Annotated in this window: 14 protein-coding genes; 12 read left to right on the top strand and 2 right to left on the bottom strand. The window is 64.9% G+C overall.

The features are described from left to right. The first annotated feature begins 135 nt into the window (after positions 1 to 135). The gene (locus BJQ17_RS16800; protein WP_003247268.1) at positions 136 to 1029 is read left to right on the top strand and encodes a LysR family transcriptional regulator; all 894 of its coding nucleotides are present in this window, start codon (positions 136 to 138) and stop codon (positions 1027 to 1029) included. Between the two features lie 19 nt (positions 1030 to 1048). Here BJQ17_RS16800 and BJQ17_RS16795 read toward each other — a convergent pair whose 3' ends face one another. Then, positions 1049 to 1345 carry a DUF3144 domain-containing protein gene (locus BJQ17_RS16795; protein WP_019752160.1) on the bottom strand — a complete coding sequence of 99 codons (297 nt, stop codon included), beginning with the start codon at positions 1343 to 1345 and terminating at the stop codon, positions 1049 to 1051. 396 nt (positions 1346 to 1741) lie between these two features. Here BJQ17_RS16795 and mtlD point away from each other — a divergent pair, with 396 nt between their 5' ends. The 5 genes from mtlD (at position 1742) to BJQ17_RS16770 (ending at position 8754) form a co-directional block, all read left to right on the top strand. Then, positions 1742 to 3886 (top strand): bifunctional mannitol-1-phosphate dehydrogenase/phosphatase, encoded by a 2145-nt coding sequence (gene mtlD / locus BJQ17_RS16790; RefSeq protein WP_070096355.1) that lies wholly within the window; start codon positions 1742 to 1744, stop codon positions 3884 to 3886. Positions 3887 to 4399: 513 nt separating this feature from the next. Continuing rightward, positions 4400 to 5182 carry an aldolase gene (locus tag BJQ17_RS16785; protein ID WP_004577435.1) on the top strand — a complete coding sequence of 261 codons (783 nt, stop codon included), beginning with the start codon at positions 4400 to 4402 and terminating at the stop codon, positions 5180 to 5182. Positions 5183 to 5226: 44 nt separating this feature from the next. Beyond that, positions 5227 to 6114, top strand: a complete 888-nt coding sequence (locus tag BJQ17_RS16780) for a dihydrodipicolinate synthase family protein (RefSeq protein ID WP_070096354.1) — start codon at positions 5227 to 5229, stop codon at positions 6112 to 6114. Positions 6115 to 6262: 148 nt separating this feature from the next. Continuing rightward, positions 6263 to 7477, top strand: a complete 1215-nt coding sequence (locus BJQ17_RS16775; protein ID WP_070096353.1) for a benzoate/H(+) symporter BenE family transporter — start codon at positions 6263 to 6265, stop codon at positions 7475 to 7477. A 59-nt stretch (positions 7478 to 7536) separates the two neighbouring features. Further along, a complete protein-coding gene (locus tag BJQ17_RS16770; RefSeq protein WP_070096352.1) occupies positions 7537 to 8754 on the top strand; it encodes an MFS transporter in 1218 nt (405 codons plus the stop codon). A gap of 35 nt (positions 8755 to 8789) precedes the next feature. On the opposite strand, the gene BJQ17_RS16765 is transcribed toward BJQ17_RS16770, so the two are convergent. Further along, complete coding sequence (locus tag BJQ17_RS16765) at positions 8790 to 10100, bottom strand: DUF2235 domain-containing protein (protein WP_033725200.1); 1311 nt, start codon at positions 10098 to 10100, stop codon at positions 8790 to 8792. A 227-nt stretch (positions 10101 to 10327) separates the two neighbouring features. Here BJQ17_RS16765 and BJQ17_RS16760 point away from each other — a divergent pair, with 227 nt between their 5' ends. From BJQ17_RS16760 to BJQ17_RS16735, 6 genes are read left to right on the top strand one after another with little or no spacing between them, the layout of a single operon-like run. Further along, entirely contained in the window at positions 10328 to 11287 is a 960-nt protein-coding gene (locus BJQ17_RS16760) for a MoxR family ATPase (protein ID WP_003247242.1), read from the top strand. A gap of 4 nt (positions 11288 to 11291) precedes the next feature. Further along, complete coding sequence (locus BJQ17_RS16755) at positions 11292 to 12236, top strand: DUF58 domain-containing protein (RefSeq protein ID WP_070096361.1); 945 nt, start codon at positions 11292 to 11294, stop codon at positions 12234 to 12236. After that, positions 12233 to 12727, top strand: coding sequence for a DUF4381 domain-containing protein (locus tag BJQ17_RS16750; RefSeq protein WP_003247240.1), 495 nt, complete (start codon positions 12233 to 12235; stop codon positions 12725 to 12727). The genes BJQ17_RS16755 and BJQ17_RS16750 overlap by 4 nt, the downstream gene beginning before the upstream one ends. Next, a complete protein-coding gene (locus BJQ17_RS16745) occupies positions 12720 to 13796 on the top strand; it encodes a VWA domain-containing protein (protein WP_070096351.1) in 1077 nt (358 codons plus the stop codon). Before BJQ17_RS16750 ends, BJQ17_RS16745 begins: the two co-directional genes overlap by 8 nt. Further along, positions 13793 to 15511 carry a tetratricopeptide repeat protein gene (locus BJQ17_RS16740; protein ID WP_003247238.1) on the top strand — a complete coding sequence of 573 codons (1719 nt, stop codon included), beginning with the start codon at positions 13793 to 13795 and terminating at the stop codon, positions 15509 to 15511. The genes BJQ17_RS16745 and BJQ17_RS16740 overlap by 4 nt, the downstream gene beginning before the upstream one ends. Then, on the top strand, positions 15508 to 17139 hold the full coding sequence (locus BJQ17_RS16735; protein ID WP_070096350.1) for a BatD family protein: 1632 nt from the start codon (positions 15508 to 15510) through the stop codon (positions 17137 to 17139). Before BJQ17_RS16740 ends, BJQ17_RS16735 begins: the two co-directional genes overlap by 4 nt. Positions 17140 to 17188 lie beyond the last annotated feature (49 nt).

Raw genomic sequence — 17188 nt, 5'->3', positions numbered from 1 at the left:
CTTGTTGATCAATGGACATCATTGATGCTGTGAGCAAAAGAGTGACAGGGATGGATAAATCAATCCAATGCAAATATCGTAGCTATTATTGCGATTCAAACATCAATATAGCGCCAGGCCAGTCGAAGGTTTCTTATGGAATATGAGCTGCAAGACATCAGATCTTTCGTGAAAATCGCCGAACTTGGCAGTTTCCATGAGGCCGCCGAAGCGCTTCACCTGTCCCAGCCGGCCCTGAGCCGGCGGATCAAGAAACTGGAGGAAGGCCTGGGCACCTCGCTACTGGAACGCACCACTCGCCGGGTCAGCCTGACCAGCGTGGGCCGCGACTTCCTGCCCAAGGCCAGGCGCCTGCTGGATGATTTTGAAGACTCGATCCTCAGCATCCGCGAGCTGGCCGAGCGCCAGACCGGTCAGGTTACCCTCGCCTGCATTCCTACCGCAGCGTTCTACTTCCTGCCGTCGGTGATCCGCGATTACAACGAGCAATACCCGAAAATCCGCATTCGCCTGCTGGACCTTAGCGCCAACGACGGGCTCGAAGCCGTGCTGCGCGGCGAGGCCGACTTCGGCATCAACATGATGAGCGGCCAGCACCCGGACATCGAGTTTGTCTCGCTGGTGCAGGAGCACTTTGTACTGGCCTGCCGGCGTGACCACCCACTGGCGAACCGCGCCTCCGTTACCTGGACAGAACTGGCTGATTACCGCCTGATCGGCGTCGGCCGCCTGAGTGGCAACCGCATGCTGCTGGACCATGCGTTGTCCGGGCTCAACCTGCGGCCCAAGTGGTTCTACGAAGTGCAACACCTGTCCACGTCGCTGGGCATGGTCGAGGCCGGGCTGGGCGTGTCCGCCATGCCCAGCCTGGCCATGCCCAATGCCGACCACCCCACGCTGGTGAGCGTGCCGTTGATCGAGCCGCAAGTCACCCGCACGCTAGGGCTGGTGTACCGGCGCGGCGCATCGCTGTCGCCGGCTGCGGAAAAATTCGTTTCGATCCTGCTGCAGAAATGGCCAAATCGCTGAGGGGAGCGGCGCACCTGGCTTAGTCGTTCTTGCCCAGCATGTACCGGTCAAAATGCTCGATATGCTCATCGAGGTTGTCCTCGAGCATCATCCGGTACTGATCACAGAAGTACTTCAGAATCTCTTCCCGTGCCGCACCCAGCTCCGCGCCGCTCTTGAAGCCGCGGGCGCTCATCCAGGCGCTGAAGCGCGCGGCACCGAAGGTGAGCGAGGCGCTTACCTTGCCCAGGTCTTCGAACTTTTCGATCTGCTGGTTCGCCAGTTCGATGTGCGCATCGGCGCGATCGTAAAAGGCCTGGTCGGTAGCTTGGGTCATTGGGGTTCACCTTGTTGCGCAATGCGAGCGGGAGGCCAAGCCTTGCATGTCGCGGCGCATACGTGCAAGGCTGAAAAAGGATCACCCATGACGAAAAGGAAGCAAAGCACCTCATGCTTGGAATCACACGTATCCATCGCTATTTGCGCCCACTGCCTGCAAAACCGACTGCAGCCAGTGGGCGTGACCTCAAGGCCAAACGCGCTACCCACCTCGCCTCAACGGTTGCCAACCTCCTCTGCACGCCCCGCTCCGCCCCGCCTTACCTCTGCGTCACTCCTGAGCGTCCCCCCGTCGAACGTGTGCCCCCGACCTGACTGCCTCCACTGCAGCTCACACACCGTTCTCGCCTGTTGCAGGTGGGATGCCTGACGCAACGACAAGGGGCAACAGCCAATGCTTTTCTTTCACGGTAAACACATTCTCAGCGCCATCTTCGATATGGATGGCACCCTCTTCGACACCGAGCGCCTGCGCTTCAAGACACTCAAGCAAGCGTCTCTGGAAATCTTCGGCAAAGCGCTGAGCGAGCAGACCCTGACTGGCTCGCTGGGCCTGAGCGCAAAAAAGGCCGAAGCCCTCGCCAAGGCGCATAACGGCGAAGACTTCCCGTACGCACAAATCCGCCAACGCGCCGATGAACTTGAGCTGGAGTACGTGCGCAATCACGGCGTACCGATCAAGGCCGGCCTGCTGGAGGTGCTGGAGCGCCTGCGCAAGTCGGGCCTGACCATGGCAGTGGCCACCTCCAGCCGCCGTGCCATCGCCGAGGAATACCTGATCAACGCCAACGTGCTGAAGTACTTCGACATCACCGTTTGTGGCGATGAAGTCAGCCAAGGCAAACCCCACCCCGAGATTTTCCTGAAAGCCGCCCGCGCGCTCAATTGCGAGCCAGGCCAGTGCTTCATGGTCGAGGACTCGGAAAACGGCATGCTGTCAGCGATGCGCGCCGAAGGGCAGGCAATCCTGATCGAGGACATCAAGCCGCCTGCGCCGGAAATCAAGGCGGGCGCGCTCAAAGCCTACCGCAGCATGCATGAATTTCTCACCGACCTGAGCGAGTGCGTACCCGACCTGGGCATGCCTGCATTGAGTGAGCCGTTCCCGGCCTCGATGAACCAGTTCAGCGTGGGCATTCATGGTTTCGGCGCCATCGGCGGCGGTTACCTGACGCAGGTATTTTCCCATTGGGACGGCTACACCCGACCGCGTGAAATCATTGCCGCAACCCGCTCGCGCATGCTGCGCGAAAGCGTCAGCGCCTTCGGCCGCTACAGCGTGCGCTACGGTGCCACATCGTTCGACCAGACCATCGACAACGTGCGCATGATCGACATGGACGATGACGACGCCGTGATCGGCATGTACACCACTGCCGAAATCATCGGCCTGAGCCTGCCCGAGCAGGCCATCAGAAGCCAGGCCAGGGTGATCGCCCAAGGCCTGCTGCAACGCTTCGAGCGCCGAGGCCGGGAGCTGACCCTGCTGATCGTGCTGAACAAGGTTGGCGGTGCGGCGTTCGTGCGGCGTCATGTGCAAGCCGAGCTGGCGTTACTGTGCCCGCCTGCGATCAGCGAGCAGGTTTTGCAAAAGACCCATTTCGCCGAAACGGTGGTCAGCCGCATCGTGTCCAAACTGGGCAATGACGCGCTGGTGCGGCAACTGCGCATCAAGTCGCAGATGTTCCAGAACAGCCTGGAAGACGAGCCCGCAAGCACCTGCAAACCTTCAACGCCGCTACCAGAGTACGAACGGCTGATCGGCCACTTCAGGCCCTTTGCACAGCCCAGCAGCGCCATGAGCCAGCTGCATCTGGTGCTGTTCAACAGCGAAGCCGACATGCCGCTTTACGCCGAACGCGGCAGCGATCTGCTCGAACGCCTGCGCCAGGTGAAGACAGTGCCAGACATCGCCCAGATCCAGATCATCAAGAACCGCCTGTGGAACGGCCCGCACGCCATCGTGGCCTGGTACGCCAGCCTGCTGGGCCATGCCTGGGTCGGCCAGGGCATGGGCGATGCGCGGGTGAGTGAACTGGCCGAGCGCCTGATTCGCCAGGAGGTCGCGCCCGCACTGGTGGCCGAATACCCACAGATGGCCGAGGTGGTCACCCGCTTTGCCGAGGCATTTCTCGAGCGCTGCAAAACCTCGTTCAAAGACCCGTGCGCCCGAGTAGGCCGCGACCCCTTGCGCAAGCTGCAACGCAACGAACGCATCCTCAGCAGCATCGACCTTGCCCGCAAGCACGGTATTGCAACCCCGGCCCTGGCGTTTGGCGCGGCCCTCGCCATTCACCATGCCCTGCAATGCGAGGACGACAAGGATCAGGAAGCCCGGGCGATCAGGCAGGTTTATCGGGATAACCACACCAGCGTTGAGGCCGTGCTTACGCATGACAGTGACTGTAATGGCAAGCGTTTTCCAGGGCTGGACCCGATCACGGATGCGCAGCTGATCACCGCCATTTCAGATGCTTTCCGGCAGTACCCGCAAAGGGATATGGCCACCCGACGGGATGACCTTTGCATAGGCGCATGAGGTACTGCATATGCCTGAAACCATCGCGGTGAATGGCACCGGCTCCGTCGATGTTTGCGGGGCAAGCCCGCGCCCAACTTGATCGCGCTAGCTTTCAGGTGTTGTGCAAGACCGTTGTCCCCACAGGTATTGCATCAGCCTCAAGCCTGCGCGATACCTGTAGGAACGGGCTTGCCCGCGAAGAATCCAGCGCGGTGAATGGCACCGGCTTCGCCGGTGTTCGCGGGGCAAGCCCGCGCCCAACTTGATCGCGCCAGGTTTCAGCATCTCGTGGTTTTGCTAACAGAACGTACCACGCATGCCTGCATGCCCGAATCCTGCATTCAACCTCTGCCGCAGCCGCTGCGGCATGGACAGCCTGAACACTCCATTCCCCATGACGCCTGCCGACCTTCACTTGATATGACACAAGGCTTGCTAATGACACAAGGTGTCATTAAGATCGCTGTGTGTCCTGGCAGCGCCATCACGACGATCAGCCAGCGCCCGCCCTTTTCCCTGCAGGTACCGCCCATGACGACCACCATGCACACCCCCAAGGACCAGCTTGTCAAACTCGCCCAGCAACAGATGCTGACGGCGCTGACCGACAACACCTACACCGTACGACAAAAGCTCGCCCTCACCTGCCGCATCCTGTTCGACGGCGGCCACGACTCTGGCCTGGCCGGGCAGATCACTGCGCGTGCGCAGGAACCTGGCACCTACTACACCCAACAACTGGGGCTTGGCTTCGACGAAATCGCTGCCTCCAACCTGCTGGTGGTGGACGAAGACCTGACGGTGCTGCAAGGCCGTGGCATGGCCAACCCGGCCAATCGCTTCCACAGCTGGCTGTACCGCGCCCGCCCCGACGTCAACTGCATCATCCACACCCACCCGCTGCACAGCGCCGCCTTGTCGATGCTGGAAGTTCCGCTGGCCATCTCGCACATGGACCTGTGCCCCCTGTTCGACGACTGTGCATTCCTCAAGGAATGGCCCGGTGTGCCGGTGGGCAACGAAGAAGGCGAAATCATCGCGAACGCGATTGGCGACAAGCGCGCAATCCTGCTTTCCCATCATGGCCTGCTGATCGCTGGGCGTTCGATCGAGGAAGCCTGCGTGCTCGCCCTGCTGTTCGAGCGCGCAGCAAAGATGCAACTGCTGGCCATGGGCGCCGGTGACATCCGCCCCATCCCCGAAGCACTGGGCAAAGAGGCCCACGACTGGATTTCCACCCCCAAACGTCACGGTGCCGCCTTCAGCTACTACGCGCGCCGAGCCTTGCGTGCCCATGGCGACTGCCTGGGCTGATCGAAGCTGTACTCTTCCCTCAACAACGGCAAAGGTGCCTGGTCATGTCTACACCTGTAATTCGCGGCGTTATCGGCTACACCATCACTCCCTTCACGGCAGACGGCTCACTCGACCTGGATGCCCTGGGCACGTCCATCGATAGCCTGATCGCAGACGGCGTGCACGCCATCGCGCCGCTGGGCAGCACCGGCGAAGGGGCTTACCTGTCCGACAGCGAATGGGAAACCGTGGTGCGCTTCAGCCAGGTACGCATTGCCGGGCGCGTACCCAGCGTGGTCAGCGTCTCCGACCTGACCACCGCCCGCACCGTGCAGCGTGCCCGCCTGGCACAGGCCTGCGGTGCTACGGCGGTGATGGTGCTGCCCATCTCTTACTGGAAGCTCACCGAAGCCGAAGTGATCGCCCACTACAAGGCGGTCGGCACCGCCATCGACATTCCGATCATGCTCTACAACAACCCGGGCACCAGCGGCACCGACCTGTCGGTGGAGCTGATCCTGCGTATCCTCGGCGAAGTGCCCACTGTGACCATGGTCAAGGAAAGCACCGGTGACATCCAGCGCATGCACCGCCTGTTCACGGCTACAGATGGTCAGGTGGCGTTCTACAACGGTTGCAACCCGCTGACCCTGGAAGCCTTGGTGGCCGGCGCCACGGGCTGGTGTACCGCCGCGCCCAACCTGATCCCTGCACTCAACCTGGCACTGTGGGACGCCGTACAACAAGGCGATCTGGCCGAAGCCCGTGCGTTGTTCTACCGCCAGTACGAGCTGCTGGAGTACATCACCCGCCGTGGCCTGCCGACCACCATCAAGGCCGGCCTGAAAATGCTCGGCCAGGAGGTCGGCGCCCCACGCCTGCCCCTGCAGCCGCTGGATGCGCAAGGCAGCAACCACCTGAAAAACCTGCTGGTGGCGCTGACCAACTGATGCACAAACCTGCCCGGCAGCCTGTCGCTGTCGGGCAGCCTTTTTTTCAGGAACAGCCTTGGGCTGCGAAAGGGCCAATGACGCTGCAGTCGGATTACCCCTTCGCCGCACAAAACTGCTCCTCATCTGACCATTACCAGAGGCAACCATGGACGCGCCTGCTCAAAGCTCTGCAACGCCGCTCAGGCTGACAGACATCCTTCACCCGGTGATTGCCGGAATCGTTTCGGTGATCGTCAACTACGGCGGCACGTTCATCCTGGTGTTCCAGGCGGCCAAAGTGGCCGGGCTGAGCCCGGAGCTGACGTCGTCGTGGGTCTGGGCGGTGTCGATCGGCGTCGGCCTCAGCGGCCTGGCACTGTCCTGGTACAGCCGGGAGCCGGTCATCACAGCCTGGTCCACGCCAGCCGCCGCCTTCCTGGTCACCGCCCTGGCCAGCGTGCCCTACAGCGAGGCCATAGGTGCCTACCTGCTGTCGGCCGCCGGCTTCGTGGTGCTGGGGCTGAGCGGGTGCTTCGAGCGCCTGGTGCGCGTCGTGCCCGGCGGCATTGCCGCCGGCCTGCTGGCCGGCATCCTGCTGCAGTTTGGCATCGGTGCCTTTGCCAGCCTGTCGGTCGACCCCTCCCTCGCCGGACTGCTGATTGCAGCCTATGTGGCCTTCAAACGCTTCACCGCCCGTTACGCCGTGGTCGCCATATTGCTGCTGGGCCTGGGCTACCTGTTGCTGCAGGGGCAAGTCGGCCTGACCACGTTGCGGCTGGAATTCGCCTCACCGGTTTTCACCGCGCCCACCTTCTCCCTCAACGCGGCCCTCAGCGTGGCCCTGCCATTGTTCCTGATCACCCTCACCGGCCAGTACATGCCCGGCATGCTGGTGCTGCGCAACGATGGTTTCAAGACCAGCGCCAACCCGATTGTCGCCGTCACCGGCATCGGCTCGTTGCTGATGGCGCCCTTCGGTTCACACGCGTTCAACATCGCTGCCATCACCGCGGCCATCTGCACCGGCAAGGAAGCCCATGAAAACCCGGACAAGCGCTGGGTGGCGGGCATCGCTGCCGGTGTCTGCTACATCCTCGTCGGGGTGTTCGGGGTCACGCTGGCGAGTGTCTTCATGGCCCTGCCGGGCACCTTTATCACCACCCTGGCGGGCCTTGCCCTGCTGGGCACCATCGGCGCCAGCCTGGCCAGCGCCCTGGCCGATGCCCGTTCACGCGAGTCAGCACTGATCACCTTCCTGGCGGCGGCGGCCAACATCAGCCTGCTGGGTATTGGCGGGGCCTTCTGGGGCCTGGTCATTGGTCTGCTGGCCCATGTTGTCCTGAACGGTCGCCTGCCCGGTTTGCGGGGCGCCTCCCGCTAAGCGGGCTTTCCACCACCTTGCCGTGCGCCAGGGGCGCACGCTGTTCAACAGGTATCGACATGCCCCACGCTGGCCCCAAGCTGCTGACCCAAATTGCTGCCGTGCACTTCGTCAGCCACGTGCACATCATGCTGATCCCGGCGCTACTGCCCGTGCTGCCCGGCCTGCTGGGCGTGGGCTTCGTAGAGCTGGGCGTAGCCCTGGCGGTGTTCAACATCGTCTCCGCGCTGGTACAGGCCCCGCTGGGTTACGCCGTCGACCACTATGGTGCACGTAAAGTGCTCAAGGCTGGGCTGTTGCTGGGCAGCCTCAGTTTCGTGCTACTGGCGGCCAGCCCCGGGTATGCGGTATTGCTGGTGGCGATGGCCATGGCGGGCCTGGCCAATGGTGTGTACCACCCGGCCGACTATGCGCTGCTGGCCAACGGCATCGAGCCCGCACGCCTGGGGCGGTCGTTCTCTATTCATACCTTTGCCGGCTTCCTCGGTTCAGCCGTTACCCCAGCCGTATTTCTCGGCATCGCCGCGGCGCTCGGCACGCGGGCAGCCCTGGCGGCGGGCGCGGTATTCGGGGTAGCCGCGCTACTGCTGATATCGATACCCGGCAGTGGCGTTTACCGGGTCGCCAGGCCTGCCAACAAACAAGACACAGGCCCGGCCGCAGCAAAAGGCCGCGTACGTTTGTTCACCCCCATGATCGGCGTGCTGACGGTGCTGTTCATCCTGCTCAACCTGAGCACCAGTGCCATCGAGAAGTTCTCCGTAGCCGCCCTGGTCCAGGGCCAAGGCCTGACACTGGCCTGGGCCAACGCCGCGCTCACCGCTTTCCTGCTGAGCAGCGCAGCCGGCGTGCTGTGCGGGGGCGCTTTGGCCGACCGTACCCGGCGCCATGGCCTGGTGGCGGCACTGGCCTTCGCGCTGGCGGCTGCGCTGACTGCACTGGTGGCGCTGGGGCTGCTGCAGGGCTGGGCATTGGTGGTCGTACTGGGTGCCATCGGCTTGCTCACCGGGGTCATCGCCCCATCACGGGACATGCTGGTCAAGGCGGCGGCGCCACCCGGGGCCGAGGGCAAAACCTTCGGCCTGGTGTCGACCGGGTTCAACATCGGTGGCGCCATCGGGCCGGTAGCGTTCGGCTGGATGCTCGATCAGCGCCTGCCCAACGGGATTTTCATCGCATCAGTGGTATTCATGCTGCTGACGGTGCTGCTGACCCTGGCACAGGAGACGTATTCAGCCAGAAGGCGCGCGACTGAACAGCTGGCGCGCGCCCTGTAGGCCCGGTGCAGCATTGCCAGGCCACGATCAATCACTCATTGCGCCGGGTTGGCATGCATCACTCGCCCGCCTGCCCCCGGCCGATTGACGAACAGCACATCCAGCACACTGTTGCGCAAGCCCTTCACTGCATTCCAGTTCGCTGACGCATGCACGTATCTGTCGCGCAACAGCCGCTGTTCTTCCTCGCTCAACCCCACCTGGCCAGTTTCCCCCAAGGCAAAGGCATGCAGTTTTCGGCTGATGCCCGACAACTCATCCGGCAGCCGATGCTCAGCCTGCGCCCCCAACGGCGCAAACGGCACACCCGCGCGCACCGCCAACGCCCGCATCACGCTCAGGTACACCCGGGACAAGTGCCCCGCCACTTGCCGCTCCCGGTACACCGCCGCATAGACCTGCTTTTGCGCCTCGTCCCGATGCCCACCGGCAATCGGCTCCTCCCAGGTCATCACGCGCGGCCTGGGTTCGCCCATGTCGGCAAACGCCGAAGCCAGCAAGGCGCTCACCTTGGCATGGACGCGGCACTGCTCGACACGCATGCCTGCGGGCACACGCTGGGACTGCGGCTTGCACAGCAGCACCTGCTCCAGGAGGGTCTCCGGGTAACCCCCCCCAATATTCGAGTGCACGCCCGGCAGCAGGATATCGTGGCCACTGCGCACCAGCGGGAAGTTATGCCGCCGCTCGTCCTCGGCCACCAGCTGCACCACGTGCCGGGCAATACCCGCCCCCAGGCCCAGGCGCAGGCCGCCGTGGCGGCCGTCTGCCGGGTCGAAGTCGCCCTGTAACGGCGCGATGATCGCCGCCACGGTGTCGAACAGGCCGATAAAGTTGATCGAGGTTTCGCACGCCACCGACAACAGCCCGCCCGCGCCCTCGTGCAGCAGGTTGGCCAGATGCCGCACCGCCGCCGCACCGCGGCTGAAACCGAAAAGATCGAACTCGACCCCTTCCAGCGTTGCCTGCGGATGCGCCCGGCGCCACGCCTGCAGTTGCTCGGCCATCGCCTGCAACGCCTCGGCAACCCGCGCCTCGGCCCCCGTGCGCCCATGCCCGGTGGCCGAGGCGTAGACATGGTCGGCTTCACCCGCCAGCGTGCCCACGCCTTCCACATAGTGCTTCAAGAACGCCTGCGGCCCCTCGGCATTGGCCGCCTCAGCCGGATACAACGCATGCAACAGGGCCACATTGCTCAAGGCGTTGCCATAGCTGCCGCCCTTGTCGCCCTGCTCACCCATCGTCATGGCATTGTGCTGGTTATTACCGGTGCCATCGAAGAAAACACCAAACCGCAAGGTGATCGGCGTAAGGTTTGGCGTGCTGGCGCTGCTCATTTTCATCATCGTGCCTTCTGCTTGTCCGAAAAGCACAAGCAGGCGCCAGCACGCCGTCACGGAACATCAGGCAATGGCCAGCCATACGTGGGACATTTCTTTGCCCGCATGCCCGGCTGCAACGATAAATTTACCCGCCGCCATTGGTGGTCGCCCCCCCGGATAGATTAAAGTATCCCCCCTTGCCAAGGCTGCTGCCTCACGCCGCCTCAGGCCCCTACCAGGAACCGTCGCCGATGGAACACCGTGAAGCGCTGATCGCGCTGCGCACTTTTCTTTCTACCCAGATCCTAGGCCAGGAGAAACTGGTCGAACGGCTGTTGATCGTGCTGCTGGCCGACGGCCACATGCTGGTCGAAGGGGCACCGGGCCTGGCCAAAACCAAAGCCATCAAAGAACTCGCAGAAGGCATCGAAGCGCAGTTCCATCGCATCCAGTTCACCCCCGACCTGCTCCCGGCCGACATCACCGGCACGGAGATTTACCGCCCGGAAACCGGCAGCTTCGTGTTCCAGCAGGGGCCTATCTTCCATAACCTGGTGCTGGCCGACGAAATCAACCGCGCACCGGCCAAGGTGCAGTCGGCGCTGCTCGAAGCCATGGCCGAGCGCCAGGTCAGCGTGGGCCGCAGCACCTATGACCTGTCGCCGCTGTTTCTGGTCATGGCCACACAGAACCCGATCGAGCAGGAAGGCACCTACCCGCTGCCCGAAGCCCAGCTCGACCGCTTCCTGATGCATGTAAAAATCGGCTTCCCCGACGCCGCCGTAGAGCGGCGTATCCTGGCGCAGGCCCGGGGTGAAGCCCTCGGCGGCGAGACCAAGCCTGAGCGCCGGGTCAGCCAGCAGGCCATCTTCGCCGCGCGCAAGGAAATCCTTGGCCTGTACATGGCCGACGCAGTGGAGGAATACCTGGTGCAGCTGGTCATGGCCACCCGCACCCCGGCCAAGTTCGACACCGAGCTGGCCGACTGGATCGCCTACGGCGCCAGCCCGCGTGGCTCCATCTCGCTGGACCGCTGCGCGCGTGCCCACGCCTGGCTGGCCGGGCGCGACTTCGTCAGCCCCGAAGACATCCAGGCCGTGCTGTTCGACGTCCTGCGCCACCGCATCATCCTCTCGTTCGAGGCCGAGGCGGCAGGGATCGACCAGGACCGCGTGGTCCAGCGCATCCTCGACGTCGTCGCCGTTGCCTGACCCCATGCCCACTGCGCAGCTGGCCGAACACGGCATCCGCATTGGCCTTGCCGAGCTGATCGACATGCGCCACCGCGTGCGCGAAATCCAGCTGTTTTCCAAGCCCGGCCAGCGCAGCCCGCTGGTCGGCCTGCACCATTCCAGGCTGCGCGGGCGCGGCGTGGACTTCGACCAAGTGCGCGTTTACCAGGCCGGCGACGATGTGCGCAACATCGACTGGCGTGTCACTGCGCGTACCCTGGAGCCGCACACCAAGCTGTTCCACGAAGAACGCGAGCGGCCGATCTTCATCCTCGTCGAACAAAGCCAACGGCTTTTCTTCGGTTCAGGGCTGATGTTCAAGTCCGTGCTGGCGGCCCAGGCGGCGGCGCTGTTCGGCTGGGCAGCGCTGGGCCACAACGACCGCATCGGCGGCTTGGTGTTCGGCGACAACGAACACCACGAGATCAAGCCCCGACGCAGCAAACAGAGCCTGCTGCAACTGCTCAACCGCTTGGCAAAGGTCAACCAGTCACTGCACACCGAAGCCATACCCGGGGCCGACAGCCTCGGTCTGGCCCTGCGCCGCGCCCGCGAAGTGCTACGCCCCGGCAGCCTGGCCATCGTGATCTGCGATGAGCGCTCGCTCAGCGCCCAGGTGGAACAGCACCTGGCCATGCTCTCACGGCATTGCGACCTGCTGTTGCTGCCGGTATCCGACCCACTCGACCACGCGTTGCCCGCCGCCGGCCTGCTGCGCTTCGCCCAGCGCAGCGCCCAGCTGGAGCTCGACACCCTCGACGCCAACCTGCGCCAGGCCTACCGCCAGCAGGCCGAGGCCCGCATCGAGCGCTGGGAGCTGATGGCGCAAAAGCTGAGGGTGGTGCTGATGCCACTGAGCACGCAAAGCGAAATGATCGAGCAACTGCGCGAGCACCTGAACGCCCAGCGGCCACGGAGCGCGTCATGAACCCGCTCGACCAGTTGCACCCACTGATCGCCCCGGCACCGGTCAGCCTGTGGCCACCCGCACCAGGCTGGTGGCTGCTGCTGGCCGTCCTGCCACTCCTGGGCTGGGGCCTGTGGCGGCTGCGCCGCTGGCGCCCGGGCAAACGCCGCATCGTGCGCGCCGAACAACCCCTGGACCCGGTACGCCTGGAGGCCTTGGCCGAGCTGGCCCGCCTGCCACGCCCGTATGACGGCGCCCCGGCCGGCGCCTGGCTGCAACAGATCAACGCCTTGCTCAAACGCCTGTGCCGCAACCACTACCCAGGCGCCAACAGTCACACCCTCAACGGCCGCCAGTGGCTGGCCTTTCTCGACAACCGCTGCCCGGCCGCCGGCCTGACCCGCTGGATGGTACTGGTCGAAGGCGCCTATAAACCCGAGTGCAAGCTCGATGACAAGGCCATCGCCGGGCTCAGCCAAGCCGTCGAAACCTGGATCCGCAAGCATGTTTGAACTGGCCTGGCCGTGGGTCTTCGCCCTGTTGCCGCTGCCATGGCTGGTGCGCCTGCTGCTGCCCGCCGCCGACAGCGGTGAACCGGTGCTCAAGGTGGGCTTCCTCAACGAGCTGGAAGGCCTGGCCGGGCGCCGCGCACGGCTCAACCTGCCCACCTGGCGCCAGCAGGCACCGTTCGTCGTCATCTGGCTGTTGCTGCTGTGCGCCGCCGCTCGCCCGCAATGGCTGGGCGAACCGGTGCCGATCGCCGCCAGCGGCCGCGACCTGCTGGTGGCGGTGGACGTGTCCGGGTCGATGGACTTCCCCGACATGCAGTGGAAGAACGAGGACATCAGCCGCCTCGACCTGGTCAAGGTGCTGATGGGCGACTTCCTGCAAGACCGTGAAGGCGACCGTGTGGGCCTGATCCTGTTCGGCAGCCAGGCCTACCTGCAGGCGCCGCTCACCTTTGACCGGCGCACCGTGCGCACCTTCCTCATCGAGGCGCAGATCGGCATCGCCGGCAAGAACACCGCCATCGGCGACGCCATTGGCCTGGCGGTCAAACGCCTGCGCGAACGCCCGGCACAAAGCCGGGTGCTGGTGCTGATCACGGACGGTGCCAACAACGGCGGGCAGATTCACCCGCTGACAGCCGCTCGCCTGGCGGCCCAGGAAGGCGTGCGCATCTACACCATCGGTATCGGCGCCAACCCCGAAGCCAGTGGCACCCCAGGCCTGCTCGGCCTCAACCCGAGCCTGGACCTGGACGAAGCCGCGCTCAAGGAAATTGCCGACATCACCCACGGCGCCTACTTCCGTGCCCATGACGGCGCCGAACTGGACGCTATCGGCGATACCCTCGACCAACTGGAGCCCGTGGCCCAGCAACCGACCCAGGCGCGCACAGCCCATGCCCTGTACGCCTGGCCCCTGGCGCTGGCGCTGCTGCTCAGCGTGTTGCTGGTGGTAGCCGTGCAGTGGCCCGACAACCTGTTGCAGCGCCTGCTGCGCAAGCCTCGCTTCCTGCAGCCGCACCCGGAATGGCGCCAGCGCTTGAAGCGCCTGCGTTTAAGGAGGCGGCGATGATCGACTTGTGGCCCCAATGGCTGCGCCCGCTCTGGCTGCTGGCGGTTCCCGTGCTCGGCTGGCTGCTGTACAAACTGTGGCACCGGCGCAAGCGTGCCGGGCGCTGGCAGATGATTCTGCCGCCCGCCTTCCATGGTGTACTGCTGGGTGGCGGCAGCGGCAGCACCAGCAAACTGCCGTGGGTGGCGCTGGGCCTCGCCTGGTTACTGGTGATCCTGGCGCTGCTCGGGCCCAGCTGGCAGCGGCTGGAAGAAAGCCGTCAGCGCCCGGCCGACCCCCTGGTGATCCTGCTTGAACTGACCCCGCAAATGCTCGCCGAGGACAGCCCGCCCAACCGCCTGGAACAGGCCCGGCGCAAGATCCTCGACCTGCTTGAACACCGCCGCGACAGCCAGACGGCGCTGGTGGTGTATGCCGGCTCCGCGCACACCCTGGTGCCGCTGTCCGACGACCTGGCCACCACCCGCAATTTGCTTGAGGCCATCGACCCGTCGATCATGCCAAAACCCGGCCAGCGTGCCGACCTGGCCGTGCAAAAAGGCCTGGCGCTGCTGGCCCAGAGCGGCCTCGGCCAAGGCCGCCTGCTGCTGGTAGGCTCGGCGCTCAGCGCCGCCGAGCGCCAGGGCATCACCCAGGCCCTCGGCCGCCAGGGCCCAAGCCTGCTGATGCTGGGCATCGGCAGCCGCGAAGGCGCCCCGGTGCGCCAGGCCAATGGCGAATACCTTAAAGACGACCAGGGCGGCATCCTCTTGCCTCGCCTGGACAGCGCCAGCCTGAAGGGTTTTATCAGCGGCACGGGCGGGCGCTACCGGCACGCCCGCATCGACGACCTCGACCTGCGTGGCCTGGGCCTGTTCGACAACCCGCGGAGCGGGCGCAATGACGGCCAGACCCTGCAACTGGACAGCTGGGCCGACCAAGGTTACTGGCTGCTGATTCCGTTGTTGCTGCTGGCCGCCTGCGCTGGCCGGCGCGGCTGGCTGTTCTGCCTGCCGCTGCTGCTGGCCTTGCCGCAGCCTAGCCAGGCTTTCGAGTTCAACGACCTGTGGCTGCGCCCCGACCAGCAAGGCCAGAAGCTGCTGGAGCAAAACCGCCCGGCCAGCGCTGCGCGTCACTTCCAGAACCCGCAATGGCGCGGCATGGCCCTGTACCAGGCCGGCGACTATGCCGGTGCCGCCGAGGCATTTTCCCAAGGCGACACTGCAGCAGCCCACTACAATCGAGGCAATGCCCTGGCCCACAGTGGCGAGCTGGACGCCGCCCTGGATGCCTACGAGCAAGCCCTGGAGCGCCAGCCCGACCTGCAGGCCGCGCTGGACAACCAGGCGCTGGTGCAGCAACTGCTGCAGCAACGTGAAGCCAAGGCCGAGGAACAACCGCCCGGCAGCGATGCCCAAGACACGCCCGGCAGCGAAACCGAAGGCAACAGCAGCTCGGCCAGCAGCCCGGCCCAAGGCACACCCGGCGACGACCAACAGGCCAGCCCCGAACAACCCGGCGAAAGCAGCAGCAACAGCCAGGCCGCCCCCGGCAACCAGGCCGGGGGTGACGACAGCGTCATCCAGCCGCCACAGCGCCCGGTGTCGACCAGCCTCGACGGCGAACAGCGCCAAGCCCTGGAGCAATGGCTGCGGGAAATTCCCGACAACCCGGCAGAGCTGCTGCGACGCAAATTCTGGTATGAACAGCAATTGCATCAGGAAAAATCACGATGAGTCGCTTCGGCGTCTTTCTCCTCACCCTGCTATGGGCCGTACTGGCCCACGCCGAGCCGCTGCTGCAGGCCAGCGTCGACCGCACCCGCCTGGAAGCGGGCGAAAGCCTGGAACTGACCCTGGAAAGCCAGGACGTCACCCAGTTCGGCAAGCCTGACCTGCGCGCCCTGGAAGGTGACTTCGAAGTGCGCGGCACGCGCCAGTTGAACAGCCTGCACACCCTGGACGGCGAAACCCGCGCCAGCACCCGCTGGATCATCACCCTGCTGCCACGGCGCAGCGGTAGCCTGCGCATTCCCGAGCTGCAGCTGGGCCAGTCGCACAGCCAGGCCATCGAATTGCAAGTGCTGCAGGCCGATGCCAGCCGCCAGGACAACGCTCAGGTCTTCATCGAAGCGACCCTCGACAGCCATGACGTCTATGTCCAGGCCCAAGCCGTGCTGACCCTGCGCATCTACCACTCGGTAGCGCTGTACGACGACAGCAGCCTCAGCCCACTGCAACTGGAGAACGCCAAGGTCGAGCCGCTGGGCGAGTCGCGCACGTATGAAAAGGAAATCAATGGTGTGCGTCATGGCGTGATCGAAACCCGCTATGCGGTATATGCCCAGCAAAGCGGCACCCTCGACATCCCGCCACTGACGTTCACCGCCACGGCAGCCGCCAGCAGCGACGAAGCAGCACAGGCCAATGGCACGGCCCACGCCGGCCACCAGGTGCAGGTCAGCTCGCTGCCCTTGCGCCTCACGGTACGGCCGATTCCGGCAGCCTGGCCGGCTGGCTTGCCGTGGTTGCCCGCCAGCAGCCTGACCCTGGAAGAGCACTGGAGCCCCGATCCGGGCAGCCAGCAGGTACAGATTGGCGACTCGCTGACGCGCAACATCACCTTGCGTGCCGAAGGCTTGTCCAGCACCCAACTGCCGCCGCTGCCGGCCACAGAAATCATCGGCCTGCGCCGCTACCCTGACCAGCCGCTGCTGCGCAACGAAATCAGCGAACGGGGCATGACCGCCAACCGCGAAGAGCGCGAGGCCCTGGTGCCCACCCACAGCGGCACGCTGGCCTTGCCGGCGCTGGAAGTGGCCTGGTGGAACACCCGCGAAGACCACCTGGAGCACAGCAGCCTGCCGGCGCGCACGCTGAACGTGCTGGACAACCCGGCACTGAGCGCCGACACCCCGGTGGGCGACAACAGCAGCGCCAGCACCCTGCTATGGCCCTGGCAGCTGTCCACACTGGTGTTCGCCCTGACCACCGTGCTGGGTCTTGCCCTGTGGTGGCGCGCCCGTTCGCGGCCAGCGGTACTGCGCACCGCGCAGAACGGGCCAAGCCCACGTACCTTGCTGGACGACCTCAAGCGCGCGTGCCAAGCCAACGACCCCCAGGCTACGCGCCAGGCGCTGGATGCCTGGGCCCGGCAGCAACCGGAAACCCTGGCCGAGATGGCGGCGCGCTTCGTGCCGTTGTCGGATGCGCTGGATGGTTTGAACGGTGCGTTGTACAGCGAGAGTGGCCAGTATTGGCAGGGGGAGGATTTGTGGCGGGCGATTGGTACCATTCCTCCGGCTGAGCAGGTGCTGCTGCCGGCGGGTGAGAATGGCAGCTTGCCACCGCTCTATCCCAAGTAGGCCAGCAGGAGGTCAGCAGGTGTTCGCCATAAGGTTTTCAGTGCCTGTG

The sequence above is a fragment of the Pseudomonas sp. NBRC 111139 genome, assembly GCF_001753955.1.
GTDB classification, from domain to species: Bacteria; Pseudomonadota; Gammaproteobacteria; order Pseudomonadales; family Pseudomonadaceae; genus Aquipseudomonas; species Aquipseudomonas alloputida.
Note: the sequence above shows the minus strand (reverse complement) of the source record. Positions and strands in the feature narration are given on the sequence as shown.

Excerpts from the sequence above, each read along its gene's own strand:
- BJQ17_RS16785 (WP_004577435.1), top strand. The coding sequence starts at position 4,400 with ATGACGACCACCATGCACACCCCCAAGGACCAGCTTGTCAAACTCGCC.
- BJQ17_RS16755 (WP_070096361.1), top strand. The coding sequence starts at position 11,292 with ATGCCCACTGCGCAGCTGGCCGAACACGGCATCCGCATTGGCCTTGCC.
- BJQ17_RS16735 (WP_070096350.1), top strand. The coding sequence starts at position 15,508 with ATGAGTCGCTTCGGCGTCTTTCTCCTCACCCTGCTATGGGCCGTACTG.
- BJQ17_RS16795 (WP_019752160.1), bottom strand. The coding sequence starts at position 1,345 with ATGACCCAAGCTACCGACCAGGCCTTTTACGATCGCGCCGATGCGCAC.
- BJQ17_RS16780 (WP_070096354.1), top strand. The coding sequence starts at position 5,227 with ATGTCTACACCTGTAATTCGCGGCGTTATCGGCTACACCATCACTCCC.
- BJQ17_RS16775 (WP_070096353.1), top strand. The coding sequence starts at position 6,263 with ATGGACGCGCCTGCTCAAAGCTCTGCAACGCCGCTCAGGCTGACAGAC.
- BJQ17_RS16750 (WP_003247240.1), top strand. The coding sequence starts at position 12,233 with ATGAACCCGCTCGACCAGTTGCACCCACTGATCGCCCCGGCACCGGTC.
- BJQ17_RS16745 (WP_070096351.1), top strand. The coding sequence starts at position 12,720 with ATGTTTGAACTGGCCTGGCCGTGGGTCTTCGCCCTGTTGCCGCTGCCA.
- BJQ17_RS16800 (WP_003247268.1), top strand. The coding sequence starts at position 136 with ATGGAATATGAGCTGCAAGACATCAGATCTTTCGTGAAAATCGCCGAA.
- BJQ17_RS16740 (WP_003247238.1), top strand. The coding sequence starts at position 13,793 with ATGATCGACTTGTGGCCCCAATGGCTGCGCCCGCTCTGGCTGCTGGCG.
- BJQ17_RS16760 (WP_003247242.1), top strand. The coding sequence starts at position 10,328 with ATGGAACACCGTGAAGCGCTGATCGCGCTGCGCACTTTTCTTTCTACC.
- mtlD (WP_070096355.1), top strand. The coding sequence starts at position 1,742 with ATGCTTTTCTTTCACGGTAAACACATTCTCAGCGCCATCTTCGATATG.
- BJQ17_RS16770 (WP_070096352.1), top strand. The coding sequence starts at position 7,537 with ATGCCCCACGCTGGCCCCAAGCTGCTGACCCAAATTGCTGCCGTGCAC.
- BJQ17_RS16765 (WP_033725200.1), bottom strand. The coding sequence starts at position 10,100 with ATGATGAAAATGAGCAGCGCCAGCACGCCAAACCTTACGCCGATCACC.